General features: G+C 61.3%; 14 protein-coding genes. 6 read left to right on the top strand and 8 right to left on the bottom strand.

From position 1 onward, the window contains the following. Positions 1 to 8 precede the first annotated feature (8 nt). Together AC0L24_RS10950 and AC0L24_RS10945 are read right to left on the bottom strand one after the other, a co-directional pair. Positions 9 to 881: a phosphoribulokinase gene (locus AC0L24_RS10950; RefSeq protein ID WP_127395372.1), complete on the bottom strand. Its 873-nt coding sequence runs from the start codon at positions 879 to 881 to the stop codon at positions 9 to 11. 8 nt (positions 882 to 889) lie between these two features. Then, entirely contained in the window at positions 890 to 1,936 is a 1,047-nt protein-coding gene (locus tag AC0L24_RS10945) for a class 1 fructose-bisphosphatase (RefSeq protein WP_127810608.1), read from the bottom strand. 124 nt (positions 1,937 to 2,060) lie between these two features. Between AC0L24_RS10945 and AC0L24_RS10940 the strand changes: the two genes are divergently transcribed. Further along, entirely contained in the window at positions 2,061 to 2,999 is a 939-nt protein-coding gene (locus tag AC0L24_RS10940; RefSeq protein ID WP_127810607.1) for a LysR family transcriptional regulator, read from the top strand. A 201-nt stretch (positions 3,000 to 3,200) separates the two neighbouring features. Further along, on the top strand, positions 3,201 to 3,401 hold the full coding sequence (locus AC0L24_RS10935) for a hypothetical protein (protein ID WP_023810407.1): 201 nt from the start codon (positions 3,201 to 3,203) through the stop codon (positions 3,399 to 3,401). Between the two features lie 16 nt (positions 3,402 to 3,417). Here AC0L24_RS10935 and AC0L24_RS10930 read toward each other — a convergent pair whose 3' ends face one another. Genes AC0L24_RS10930 through AC0L24_RS10905 form a run of 6 tightly spaced genes read right to left on the bottom strand, consistent with a single transcriptional unit; the run spans position 3,418 to position 8,459 of the window. Continuing rightward, positions 3,418 to 4,047 (bottom strand): hypothetical protein, encoded by a 630-nt coding sequence (locus AC0L24_RS10930; RefSeq protein ID WP_127810606.1) that lies wholly within the window; start codon positions 4,045 to 4,047, stop codon positions 3,418 to 3,420. Continuing rightward, positions 4,047 to 4,883 carry an ABC transporter permease gene (locus AC0L24_RS10925; RefSeq protein ID WP_164873992.1) on the bottom strand — a complete coding sequence of 279 codons (837 nt, stop codon included), beginning with the start codon at positions 4,881 to 4,883 and terminating at the stop codon, positions 4,047 to 4,049. The genes AC0L24_RS10930 and AC0L24_RS10925 overlap by 1 nt, the downstream gene beginning before the upstream one ends. 35 nt (positions 4,884 to 4,918) lie before the next feature. Further along, complete coding sequence (locus tag AC0L24_RS10920; protein WP_127810604.1) at positions 4,919 to 5,707, bottom strand: ATP-binding cassette domain-containing protein; 789 nt, start codon at positions 5,705 to 5,707, stop codon at positions 4,919 to 4,921. 56 nt (positions 5,708 to 5,763) lie between these two features. After that, a complete protein-coding gene (locus AC0L24_RS10915) occupies positions 5,764 to 6,207 on the bottom strand; it encodes a hypothetical protein (RefSeq protein ID WP_127269840.1) in 444 nt (147 codons plus the stop codon). A gap of 29 nt (positions 6,208 to 6,236) precedes the next feature. Beyond that, a complete protein-coding gene (locus tag AC0L24_RS10910) occupies positions 6,237 to 7,208 on the bottom strand; it encodes a YVTN family beta-propeller repeat protein (protein ID WP_473563700.1) in 972 nt (323 codons plus the stop codon). Between the two features lie 21 nt (positions 7,209 to 7,229). Further along, positions 7,230 to 8,459, bottom strand: coding sequence for an ABC transporter substrate-binding protein (locus AC0L24_RS10905; protein ID WP_127810603.1), 1,230 nt, complete (start codon positions 8,457 to 8,459; stop codon positions 7,230 to 7,232). A 250-nt stretch (positions 8,460 to 8,709) separates the two neighbouring features. On the opposite strand from AC0L24_RS10905, the gene AC0L24_RS10900 reads away from it, so the two are divergent. From AC0L24_RS10900 to AC0L24_RS10885, 4 genes are read left to right on the top strand one after another with little or no spacing between them, the layout of a single operon-like run. Then, positions 8,710 to 10,539, top strand: coding sequence for a (5-formylfuran-3-yl)methyl phosphate synthase (locus AC0L24_RS10900; RefSeq protein WP_127810602.1), 1,830 nt, complete (start codon positions 8,710 to 8,712; stop codon positions 10,537 to 10,539). Positions 10,540 to 10,542: 3 nt separating this feature from the next. After that, on the top strand, positions 10,543 to 11,094 hold the full coding sequence (locus AC0L24_RS10895; protein ID WP_127268111.1) for a flavoprotein: 552 nt from the start codon (positions 10,543 to 10,545) through the stop codon (positions 11,092 to 11,094). Beyond that, complete coding sequence (locus AC0L24_RS10890; protein ID WP_127810601.1) at positions 11,087 to 12,481, top strand: DUF6513 domain-containing protein; 1,395 nt, start codon at positions 11,087 to 11,089, stop codon at positions 12,479 to 12,481. Before AC0L24_RS10895 ends, AC0L24_RS10890 begins: the two co-directional genes overlap by 8 nt. Before the next feature lie 4 nt (positions 12,482 to 12,485). Then, positions 12,486 to 13,076, top strand: coding sequence for a DUF447 domain-containing protein (locus tag AC0L24_RS10885; RefSeq protein WP_127810600.1), 591 nt, complete (start codon positions 12,486 to 12,488; stop codon positions 13,074 to 13,076). Positions 13,077 to 13,091 lie beyond the last annotated feature (15 nt).

Below are 13,091 nucleotides of genomic sequence, written 5' to 3'. Positions count from 1 at the left end.
CATCCTCCTCACGACACACGGCTCTTGCGTTCAATCAATTGCAGGATGAGCGGCGTCAGGATCAACTGCATGGCAAGATCGAGCTTGTTGCCTGGCACCACAATGGAATTTGGCCGCGACATGAACGAGTCGTGGATCATCGACAGCAGATACGGAAAATCGATGCCCCGCGGATTGGCGAAGCGGATAACCAGCATCGATTCGTCGGGCGTCGGGATCCAGCGCGCGATGAACGGGTTGGACGTGTCGACGATCGGCACGCGCTGGAAGTTGATGGCGGTCTGCGAGAATTGCGGGACGATGTTGCGGACATAGTCGGGCATCCGGCGCAGGATCACGTCCATCACCGCCTCGGTGGAATAGCCGCGTGTCGAACGGTCGCGATGGATCTTCTGGATCCATTCGAGATTGATGACCGGCACGACGCCGATCTTGAGATCCGCATGCTTGGCCAAATTGATCGTGTCGGTGACGACACAGCCGTGCAGCCCCTCGTAGAAGAGCAGGTCGCTGGGAGCGAATTCGCGCCATTCGGTAAAGGTTCCCGGTGGCGTGCCGTGCTGCTTTTCCTCTTCCTCATCATGAATATAGGTGCGGGTCTTGCCCGTTCCGCGGCGGCCATATTCCGCGAACACCTCTTCGAGAATTCCGAGTTCGTTGGCCGCGGCATTGAAATGGGTGAAGTTCGGGTTGCCGGCCTTTTCCTCCTCGGCCACCTTTGCCTTCATCGCCGCGCGATCGTAGCGGTGGAAGGCGTCGCCTTCGATGAAAGCGGCCTCGATGTTCTCGCGCCGGAAAATCAGATCGAAGATGCGCTTGACCGAGGTCGTGCCGGCGCCCGACGACCCGGTGATGGTGATGATGGGGTGCTTGGCTGACATGGTGCTGCTCAGGCTCTGAACAGGCCGCGGCGGCTGAACAGCGGCGCACGCTCACCGATGTTGCTCGGCTCTGTGTGGTAGCGGGTGATGCGCGCGACTTCCCGCGCCGACCCGAAGATCATCGGCACGCGCTGATGCAGGCTCTCGGGTTCGATTTCCAGGATGCGGTTGATCGCATCGGTGGCGGCACCACCAGCCTGTTCTATGAGATAGGCGATCGGGTTGGCCTCGTAGACGAGGCGCAACCGTCCCTGACCATAGCCCTTGCGTCGATCGCCGGGGTAGAGAAAGACGCCGCCGCGCATCAAAATGCGGTAACAGTCGGCAACCAGAGAGGCGATCCAGCGCATGTTGAAATCCTTCTCGCGCGGTCCTTCGGTGCCCTCCAGGCAGTCGTCGACATAGAGCCGCACGGCCTCGTCCCAGTGCCGGTAGTTGGCGGCGTTGATGGCGAACTCCTGAGTGCGTTGCGGAATGATCCGGCTTTCATAGGCCTGGACGAAGGTGCCGAGCCTTGTCGAGAAGACGAAGACATGTGTGCCGCTGCCGAGCGACAGGACGAGTGCCAGCTGCGGCCCATAGATGAAGAAACCGGCGCCTAGCTGGTTCACGCCCGCCTGCAGGAAAGAGGCGGCCGGATCAGCGTCCGGCGCGCCAGTTGCGGTCAGGAGCGAGAAGATCGTTCCGATCGACACGTTGGTGTCGATGTTGGACGAGCCGTCGAGCGGATCGATCGCAATGGCGAGTGGCGCTTGCCTGTCGAGCAGGACCGGCTGCTCCAGTTCCTCGGAGGCGTAAAGCGCGACCGGTGCGCGGCGCATGGCGTCGAGGAAGATGTCGTCGGAGAAGACGTCGAGATCCTTCTGGACGTCGCCATCGGCATTGGCGCCACGGGTTTCGGCAAAGGCGGCGCCGAGCACCCCTTGATTGATGGTGTTGCGGACCTTGATGGCGGCCTGTGTCAACTGACGGACGGTCGTCACAACTCCCGAGCGGAATTCGTCAGGCTGGCCGAGATAGGAGTTCAGAAAAGCGTCGAGCGTTGCCGCTGGCATCGTAACCTCCCGGTCCGGCCGCATCTCCTCGGAGCGGCTGGACTGGAGGAATGGAAACAAACGTCGCGAGATAAGTAAAATTCAATAACTTTACCTAACCACTAAAAATAATTTAGTATGCGGCATGAGGAACCTCACGCTCAAGCATTTCAAGACCGTCCAGGCAATCATCAAGTGCGGCAAAATTGTCAGCGCGGCCAAGATGTTAGGCCTGTCTCCTCCAGCGCTGACAATCCAGTTGCGGCAAGTGGAGGAAGAATTCCAGCTGGCTCTGTTCGACCGAACGTCGGACGGCATGCGTCCCACTGCCGCAGGTCGGGCTTTCGTCGAGACAGCGCAGGCTATCGAGGAGCATCTCGGTTTGCTCGAAGACAAGATGGATGCCATCAAGGGCGTACGCACCGGCAGCTTGAGGCTCGGCGTCGTTTCCACCGCCAAATATTTCGCGCCGCGGCTGATGGCTGCGTTCATGAAGGACCATCCCGACATCGACATGCGGCTTGCCATCGGCAACCGCGCCCAGACGATCGACAACCTCAGGAACCACGACATCGACATCGCGCTGATGGGGCGCCCGGCGAAAGAGGTTCCGGTGCGTGCTTCGGTCTTCGGCGATCACCCGCTGGTCATCATCGCGCCGCCCGACCATCCGTTGGTCGCGGCGCGAGATATCTCCAAGGAGCGGATTGCGGAGGAGCATTTCCTTATTCGCGAGCCCGGCTCCGGAACCCGCATCTCGTTGGAAATATTCCTGAGCGACGTGCCTGGGCGCATCGACGACCTTGGTGTCGAGATGGCCTCGAACGAAACGATCAAGCAGGCGGTGATGGCTGGTCTGGGCATCGCCTTCATCTCTGCCCACACCATCGCTGCGGAAACCGAAGCAGGCCGGCTTGTCATCCTCGACGTTGTCGGCATGCCGATCCGCCGGCAATGGTTCTCGGTGATGCGAACCGATCACGCAATCTCGCCGGCCATGGCCACGTTCAACGATTTCCTGATGCGCAAGGGCGCGATGTACCTGCCCCTTTTCGGAAAGCTGTATCCAGACAAGGCGGGATGACATTTTACGAACGCAACGGACGAAAGTCCGGTGGAGAACGCCCGCGATCGTTGGTGTTATATAAGCGATATGTTATGTTGCAGTGCGAAAGAGCGGGGGCCACGTCCTTTCACACCCGTAAGCGATCTGTATGTGCAACCCCTGCAGACTGTTCGGAAACCTCCCGGGTAGGGTTCGGGAATTCGATGGGGAAAAGGGGTAATGCTTTACACACTCGTTATGATGGTCTGTCTGACGGATGTACCGCGGACCTGCGAACAACGCGAACAAATGGTAGACGGTCTGGCGATGAATCCCGGGACTGCCTTCATGCAGGCGCAGCCGCTGGTGGCTCGGTGGATCGAGACGCATCCCGGTTATTTCGTGCAGCGCTGGCGTGTGCTGCCTGGCAGGGGGTCATGAGGCAGGCGGCCAAGGTCTATTTCTTGACGACGAGCGTTTCCGAGACGGTCTTCGACAACTGGTAAAGCCGCTGCTCGATTATCGTGGGCACATCGCAGACATAAGTCAGCGACTGGACCCGTTCGGTGAAAATTCGCGTCGCGAAATTCAGCTGGTCGGTTCGCCGTTCGACTTCGTCCGGATCCGCATCGGCCTTGGCGCGCAGCGCGTCGACTTCGGATGCTTCCTTGCGCAACTGTGCCGCCATTTCGAGCTGTTTGTGCGCATAGCGGGAGATGCCGGAGATCACGTGCGAACGCTCGGCGTCCATATGGTCGAACATTCCCTGCACCAGCATCGTCATTTTTGGTGCGACCTGTTCGGGCGGCAGGGAAGTCGCGAAATCCTTGATCTCTTTCTGGGCTTCGGCAATCGGCGTCCGCCGGGCTGCCACCGCCTCGACAAGCGCCGACACACGGGCATCCTTCGCCCAATCTTTCGCGGTCGCGGGAAGCTCCGGCCCATTCCAGATCTGGCCAAGCGAGAGCCGTGGCACCTTACGCTGTATGCAGGGCCAGTCGGGATCGGTGTTTGCCGCGCCGGCGCCTCCCATGAAGGCAAGCGTGGCGACCACAACGAGAGTGTGAACAAGTCTCATTCGCGCCATCAGGCGTTTCCTCCCATGTCCTGCTTGCGGATCACCAAACCGCGCGAAGGGTCGTATGCGATGATGGCGCCGCCCAGAAACAGCAGCGTGCAGCCGGCCACGATGCCCAGCGACAGCCATTCGATCTGCCCGTAAAAGGCAAAGCGGATCAGTTCGACGGCATAGGTGAACGGGTTGCAGAGGCAGATCTTGTAGAGCAGCGGGCTCGCCTCCTGGATGCGCCACAAGGGATAGAGCGCCGGAGACGCGAAATAGCCGGGAAAGATGACGAAGTTCATGATGCCGGCGAAGTTTTCGAGCTGCTTGATCAGCGAAGACAAGAGCATGCCGAGCGCGCAAAGCATCATGCCCGACAGGAACAGTGCCGGCAGCACATAGAGGTAGCCGAGTGGCGGCGCCTTGACTCCCCACAACCAGGCAACGATCAGGAACGCGTAGACCTGCACGATCGATACGGCCACGCCCGCGAGCATCTTCGACACCAGCAGGAACCAGCGCGGAAACGGGCTGACCAGCAGGATGCGCATGTTGCCCATCTCGCGGTCGTAGACCATCGACAGCGAAGACTGCATGCCGGAAAACAGCAGGATCATGCCGCAAAGGCCCGGCGTGATATAGACCTCGTAGAGCACATACGTCTTGTAGGGTGGGATGATCGACACGCCGAGCACCTGGCGAAAGCCGGCGGCGAAGATGAACAGCCAGACGAGCGGCCGGACCAGCGAGGAAATGAAGCGTTCGCGCTGGTGCAGGAAGCGCAGGCACTCGCGCAGGACGACACCTTTCAGGCAAATGAGATAGTGGCGCAGGCCGAATGGCTCAGACCTCACCGGCATGATGCCGGCGAGCTTTCCAGGCATCGCAGGAGCGCTCATGGCGACGTCTCCGCCATGCCCGCCGCATCGACGCGGCTGAGCTTCGAAAAGGTTTCGCGAATCGAATTTCCACCATTCGCACGGATCACATCCGACACCTTGCCGCTCGCGACCAGATCACCCCGCCGCAGTATGACGACATGGTCGGCGTCTTCGACTTCGTCGATCAGATGCGTGGCCCAGAGCACGCCGATGCCCTCGGCTTGGACGAGCTTGCGGATGGTGGCGAGGATGCCCGCGCGAGACTCAATGTCGAGGCCTACGGTCGCCTCGTCAAGCAGGAGCAGGGAAGGGCGGTGCAACAGCGCCCGGGCGATTTCGATGCGCCGCATCTGACCGCCGGAGAGGCTGCGTGCTTTGTCATGCTGGCGGCCCTGCATGTCGACCGTTTCAAGCAGCGCGGCAATGCGCTGGCGAGCTTCGCGTCCGCCAATGCCATGCAGCGAGGCGTGGTATGAGAGGTTCTGGTAGACGCTGAGGTCGAGGTCGAGCGTGCGTGCCTGGAACACGATGCCGACGCGTCTGAGTGCTCCGCCGGATGCGCGGCGGATGTCATGGCCGAAGATGCGGATCGATCCGTGACGCGTGTCGTAGAGGTGGCTTATCAGTGAGAACAGCGTTGTCTTGCCGGCCCCGTTGAGGCCGAGCAGAACGGTGAAAGTCGCCGGCGCGATCGAGAAGGAGACGTCGTTGAGCGCCCGCTTCTGGCCATAGGAATGGCTGACGGCACCGACATCGAGCGCCGCCACCTCTTCTCCCGGACCGCTTTTCCTCATATGCTGCATGCCGGGCCGCTCCTTCAGGACGCGTTGGCTATCTGGCGCCTTGATCGCCTTTTGTCTCACTTGATCGTAATCTTGCCCTTCAGTCCCTTGTCGGCAAGGTCGGGAACCGACCAGGTATATTCGCCCGGGCGAACGGTATGGAACTGCACCTGGATCGTCCCCGCGTCGTCGAATTCCAGCCAGGCTGGTCCGCCGTCCATATGCACTTCCAAATCGTTGATGACGATCTGGTCCATCCAGACATTGCGGAAGAGGTCGGTGACGAACTTGTACTCGAAACCGCCCTTGGAGGTGATCTTCCAGCGATAGCCCTGGCCGGCGATCAGCTCGAAATCCTTCTGATTGACGGCGTAAGTGGAATCGGCCGAACCAATAATCAGTTCCGGCAGGTTCTTGCTGGCACGCGACGGTTTTGGTGTTGCGTCGTCGGCGCTTGCTCCGGTCGGAGCAAGGACGAATCCGGCGAGGGCGGCGAAGAAAAACCTGCGGAAAAGTTTCATGTCTTGAGCCTCCCGATGATCAATGTCTGCTATTTGGGCGAAATGACCACACCCCAGGGCTGCTGGCCCACGGTGAGCGATTGGACCGGCTCGTCGGTGGCCGTGTCGATGAAGGTGATATCGTTGGAATTGCCATTCGTGGTGATCAGCGTTTTCTGGTCGGGCGTGAAGGCCAGATGCCAGACGCGCTGGCCGACGAGAATGTATTTCTCCACCTCGTAGGTGTCGGTATTGATCACCGCGACATGGTTCGCCGGGCCGAGCGCGACATAGGCTTTCTTGCCATCGGCGGTGATGGCGATGCCTACCGGCTGGATGGTTTCGGCCCGCAGTCCCTGAATCGCGAACTGGATCTTCTTCACCACTTCGCGTTTGGCGTTGTCGATGACGCTGACAGTGCCACCGACCTCGGCGCTGACCCAGACCTGGGAGCCGTCGGGCTTGAAGTCGGCGAAGCGCGGGCGCGTGTCGACCAGCACGTTGTCGGTCACCTCATGCGTGCTGGTGTCGATGAAATGCGCCATGCTGGTGGTTTCCGAGGTGTTGACCATGGTCTTGCCATCGGGGCTGACACCCATGCCTTCCGGTTCCACACCGACCGGAATCTCGGCCAGGACCTGCTTGCTTTCGACGTCGATGGCGGTGACGAGATTATCGTCCTCATTGGCGACATAAAGCGTCTTGCCGTCCGGCGAGAGCACGAACAATTCGGGATCGGGGCCGGATGGCAGCGTACCGACGACTTCAAGCGTCGCGGTATCGATGATCTGGACCGTATCGTCATCGCTGGCGCATAGGTAGACGAACTTGCCGTCATGCGAGATGGTGATGCCGCGCGGTCTCTGGCCGACTTCAACTGTCTTCACCACCTGCGTCGTCGCCGTGTCGACGACGGTCATCGTGTTGTCCTTCTCGTTGGAAACGTAGGCCGTATAGGCCGATGCCGGACTGGCCGTCAGGCCGGCCGCGAGAATGGCGAATGCGCAAGCTCGTTTCTGCACGCAAATTCCTCCCGATTGACTCTACTTGAGAGCGCATTTCGTTTCCGGCTGATCGACACCGAGCGTGTCGAGTTCGGAGACTTGGTGAAGATAGCCCTCTTGTGGCGATGTCGAGACGACGGACTTGGTATCGCCAAGCAAGATCGGCTGGCGAAGCTGGAGGTTCCATTTGCGGAAGGTCAGCTTCTGCCCCTTGAAAGCAGCAACCGAAAAGTCGTCCGAGCGCATGTAGTCGCTGATCTTTTTCGCATCGTCGCCCTTGGTGCGCGTGGTGGCCTCGCCGACGGCACGCACCGCTGTCCAGGCCGACATGTCCTTTGAAAGCATCCGCCGGCTCGCCGTCTTCAAGAAGCGGCTCTGCATCTGGATGCCGCCCCATTGTTCGCTGGCGGGATGCCATGACGATGCAACCAGACCGGCCGTGCCGGCGACCAGCCGCGGCGTCCAGGTGCGATAGGGCACGTAGGTCCCGAAAACCTCGCTTTCGTCGGCGACAAGCACCACGTCATGCTCCGGGAGATCTTGCGTGAACACGGAAATCTGCTGCTGTATCTGCGTTGCGCCGGTGTCGGTGCGCCTGGCTGTGCCGGTATCCTTGAATTCCTTCTCGGCGACGATCTGGCCGCCGAAGCGGGTTGCCGCGCGGCGCAACGCATCGGCGTAGAGACGATCCTGCTCATGCGATCCATAGAGCAGCACCCAATTCGGCCACTTCTTCACCATGAGATACTGCGCCAGCGCATCGGCCAGCATGCTGCGCGTCGGCGCGATATGGAAAACGTTGATGCGGCAGTCCTCCTCGCGAAGGCTGTCGTCGGTGGCGCCGACGTTGAAGATCAGCACGCCTTTGTCGCGGGCGATGTCGGCGATCGACAGCAATTGTTTGGCTGAAAGATCGGCGACCACATAGTGGTCGCCCTTGGCGATCATGCCTTCGAATGCCTGAACCGCGTCGCCGTCGGGCTTGATCTCGGTCACGTCGAGGCTGAATTTCTGGTTGGTGAACTTTCCGGTCGTATTGTTGTCGCCGATCGCCACCTCGGCGCCGGCGACACCTTCGTCACGTGGCGGCAGGTCGAGCATGGAAAGCGTCAATTGCGGTGCGTAGGCCCGCAAATAGCCTATCTTGATTTCGGTTGTCTTTTTTTCCGGCTTCGCCACCGTTTCCTGGCCTGTCGCGTCGGAAACGTTGACGGTCAGGGAAAAAAAGCACAAAAAGGCAGCGAGAGTGCCTGGCACCGCGCTCGTCATCGATAGTAATTACCCATTCTTGCGCAAAGGTTCGACGGTTGCCGGACCCGCGCCAAGTCAAGGTGCCCATGATCAACTTAGCCGACCCGCAAAATTTATCAAACCCTATCGGAAGACTTTTCGCGCCTGCCAGAACGGTGCGGAAGGTCGCCAGCGTCGATTCGCATGGCAACACCGGCGAGACGTGGCGCAGGGGGATCGACTGCCTCTATAAAAACGTCTTGTCCTCCAAACTGGAGAAACTGTTCAAATGACCAGAATGCTGGCAAGCGTCACCGGCATCGAAGAGGCGGAGATCGCTCTTTCTGGTGGTGTCGACATCGTCGACCTGAAGGACCCGAAGGCGGGAGCTCTGGGCGCGGTGTCCACGGAAACCATGCGCCGAACGATTTCGTTCATCGCTGGTCGGGCTCCGGTCAGCGCGGTCTGCGGCGACCTGCCGATGGAGCCCGAAACGATCCGCATCAAGGCCGAAGAGATCGCGGCGACCGGCGTCGACTATGTGAAGATCGGATTTTTTCCTTCGGCAAATATCTCCGCCTGCGCACAGGCGCTCGAACCGCTCGCCGCACGAACGAAGCTGATTGCCGTGCTGTTTGCCGATCTGGCGCCGGACTTCGAACTTCTGCCGATATTCGCCAGGCATCGCTTCCATGGCGTGATGGTCGATACCGCGCAAAAGGGGAAGGGCCGGCTGCTCGATCATCTGCCGCCGGAGCGTATTCCGGGATTCGTCGATCGCACGAAATCGCTCGGTCTGATTGTCGGCCTGAGTGGATCGCTGGAAGCTCCGGATATTCCGCGCGTCTTGCCTTTTGCTCCCGATTTTCTCGGCTTTCGGGGGGCGCTGTGTGGCCATTCCGGTCGCACGAGTTCGATCAGCGCCGAGGCGGTCTCGCAGATTCGCGAGTTGATCCCGGCGGAATCCGGGACCGGCGGTCAATCGAGTATCGACTATCGCCTGTTGGCGGCGAGAGGCTATTCGCCGGACACCGACCCGACACTGGGCACGGACAGGATTTTTGTGCGGGATTTTGTTCTGCCGGTCCAGATCGGTGCCTACAGCTTCGAGCATGGCCATACTCAAAAAGTGCGCTTTGATGTGACCGCCGACGTGCTGCAAATTACCGACCATCCCGAGGACATGCGCCATGTGTTCTCCTACGACATCATCATGGACGGCATTCGCACCATCGTCGCCCGAGGCCATATCCAGCTCAGCGAGGCTTTGGCCGAGCAGGTGGCAGCGCACGTCTTGGAGAACCAGCGTGTCGTGCGCGTCACGGTAAGGGTGGAAAAGCTCGAGCTCGGCCCTGGCGGCGTCGGCGTCGAGATCGAACGCAAGCGCCAATCGGCGGGACGCGGCGCTGCCTCCGGCACTGCCGGCCGAAAAGACCGGAGCGTTGTTTTCCGGCCGCGCCAGGAGCGCCCCGAAATGCTCCGACGGGCCATCGTCAAGCTTGGCGGCAGCACGGCCCATGCGGCGGAGATGAAGAGCTGGATCGCAGCGCTGGCGGGTTCCAGGCTGCCGATCGTCATCGTACCCGGCGGCGGCCTCTTTGCCGACCATGTGCGCGAGACGCAGACACGCATGGATTTTTCCGATACCGCCGCTCATGCCATGGCGATCCTGGCCATGGAACAGTTCGGCCATGTCATCCTCGACCGGGACGAAAGGCTGACGCCGGCACGGTCGCTGGACGAGATCGGGCGAGCGTTGGAGGCGGGCAAGGTTCCGGTGTGGCTGCCGTCATCCCTGGCACTGCCGGCGCTGGATGTTCCGGCCTCGTGGGACATTACCTCCGATTCTCTGGCCGCCTGGCTTGCAGGCAAGCTTGGCGCAAACGCGCTGTTGCTTATCAAGCAGACCGGTGCATTCTTCGACAGCGATACAGCTGACAGCCTGAGGACCCGAGGCATTGTCGACCCCGGCTTTGCCGCCATGCTGCCCGACGGCGTCGATTTCCATCTCGCCGGTCCGAAGGATGCTGCCGAGGCCGGCGCGATGCTCGCGTTGGGCAAGCTGCCCGGCACCAGGATCGTGGCTTCAACAGGGTCGTCGGCAAAGAAGGCGGGATAGCCGATGGTGAAGCTGCATGTGCCGCGCTGGGCATGGGTTTTGACGGGTTCCGGGCATTTCTTTACGGAGAGCTTCGCACTTGTTCGCCAACTCGAACATTGCGATGTCTTCGTGTCGAAGGCTGCCAACGAAGTGTTGCGCATGTACAAGCTCAAACTTGATTTCCCGGAGACGACGCGCGTGCTGCACGACAAGACCGCGAGTGCGATCCCTGTCGGCGAATTCTACCACGGTGTCTATCACACGGTCGTGGTGGCGCCGGCCACGTCCAACACGGTCGCCAAATGCGTGCATGGCATTTCCGACACGCTCGCCACCAATGTCTTTGCCCAAGCCGGAAAGTGCCGTGTGCCAGCCATCGTCTTTGCTTGCGACACCGCGCCGGAACTCGAGACCCAGGCACCGCACGGGCTGGTCAAGGTCTATCCGCGCAGGATCGACCTGGAAAATACCAAGCAGTTGAAGAGTTTCGAGCGGACCCAGGTGGTCGAATCGCTCGCTGATCTCGAAGCCTCGCTCACACGGCGCCGGGCCGAACTCGCAAGCGATGGCTGAGCGGCTGGTTTTTCTTACCGGCCATCTGGCCAAGGCGCGGCTGGAACGGCTGCTGGCCGGGCTGGGCAGAACCGCATTCGCGTGGGAAATCGTCGACGTCGGCGTCAAGGTCGCCGCGCTGATGAGCGAGGAAATTGTGAAGCGTCGCCTCACTCTGACAGGAGACGTCGGCCGCGTCATCCTGCCCGGACGCTATCGGGGAAACATCGAGCACCTGTCGGAGCATTTCGGCGTGCCCTTTGTGCGCGGCCCCGACGAGATCGCTGACCTGCCGGCCTTCCTTGGCCGGGCGGGCAAACCGCCGGATCTGACGCGCCACGATATGCGCATCTTCGCCGAGATCGTCGATGCGCCGATGCTGCCGGTCGAGGCGCTGATGGCGAGGGCCTCGATGTTGGCCGCGGCCGGCGCCGATGTCATCGATCTGGGCTGCCTGCCGGAGACGCCGTTTCCATTGCTGCCGGAGGCTGTGCGAGCGCTCAAGGCACGGGGATTTATGGTCAGCGTCGATTCGGCCAGCGTGGACGAACTGACGATCGGGGCACGCGCCGGCGCGGACTATCTTCTCAGCCTCGATGAGAACACGCTGCCGTTGATCTTCGACCATAGGGCTACGGCAGTGTTGATACCGTCCACGCCCGGCGATCTGGATTCGCTCGGCCGGGCCATCGAAGCCGCTCAAAAGGCCGGCGTTGCCTTCATTGCCGATCCCGTGCTCGACCCGATCCATTTCGGCTTCGCCGTTTCACTCGGGCGCTTCATCGAGGCGCGGCGCCGCTGGCCGGACGCCGAATTGCTGATGGGTACCGGCAATCTCACCGAATTGACCGACGCGGACAGTTCCGGTGTTACGGCCGTTCTAGCGGGACTCTGCTCGGAACTCCGGATCCGAAACGTGCTGGCGGTGCATGTCAGCCCACACACGGTGCGGACGATCGAGGAGCACGATATCGCCCGCCGCGTCATGTTGGCTGCTTGCACGGACGGCGCGTTGCCGCGCGGCTATCACCCAGGCCTGTTGCAGGTCCACGATCGCAAGCCTTTCACAGCCTCAACCGACGATATCGAGGCATTGGCGGCCCAGGTGCGCGACGCCAACTTCCGGATCGCGGTAGCGGAGGACGGCATCCATGTTTTCAATAGCAAAGGGCATGCGGTTGCCACGGATGCGTTCGAACTTTTTGCCGGGCTGGACGTCAACGCCGATGGCGCACACGCTTTTTATCTCGGCGCGGAACTGATGAAAGCGGAGATCGCGTGGCGCCTCGGCAAGCGTTATGTGCAGGACGAACCGCTCGCATGGGGCGTTGCCGCGCCGGCTCCTGAAACCGACCGTACCCGTCTTGCCGAGCCGGGCCAGACGCTCCGCGCAAGGAAGGAGCGCTAGGACCATGCCCTACATTCGCGAATCGATCATCACGACGGTCAACAAGGCAGGCAACGTCCACATCGCGCCGATCGGCATTATCGCCGAGAATGACGGCTGGGTGATTGCGCCCTTCCGGCCGTCGGTCACGCTCGACAATCTCGCCGAAGTGCCGTTCGCCATCGCCAATTATACCGACGACGTGCGTGTCTTTGCCGGCTGCCTGACAGGCCGCAAGCACTGGCCAACCGTTCCGGTTGACGGGTTTCCGGTCCCGAGGCTCGAGGCGTCGCTGGCGTATTCGGGTCTCCAAGTCCAGGCGGTCGATGACAATGGCGTGCGCCCCCGCCATTTCTGCCGCGTGGTGCGGGAGGAAGCGCTTGCGCCGTTCACCGGCCTCAATCGAGCCAAGGCGGCGGTGCTTGAGCTGGCCATCCTGGTCAGCCGGCTCGGCATGCTGCCGCGCGACAAGATCGAGGCGGAAATCGCCTACCTTTCGATCGCCATCGAAAAGACGGCAGGCGACGGTGAAAAGGAAGCCTGGGGCTGGCTGATGCAGCGTGTCAGCGATCACTTGACCGCCAAAGATTCCCGGAGCGAGGACGCGCGGGGTTAGGCCGAGCGCCGCACC

The organism is Mesorhizobium sp. WSM4809 (genome assembly GCF_055811655.1).
Note: the sequence above shows the minus strand (reverse complement) of the source record. Positions and strands in the feature narration are given on the sequence as shown.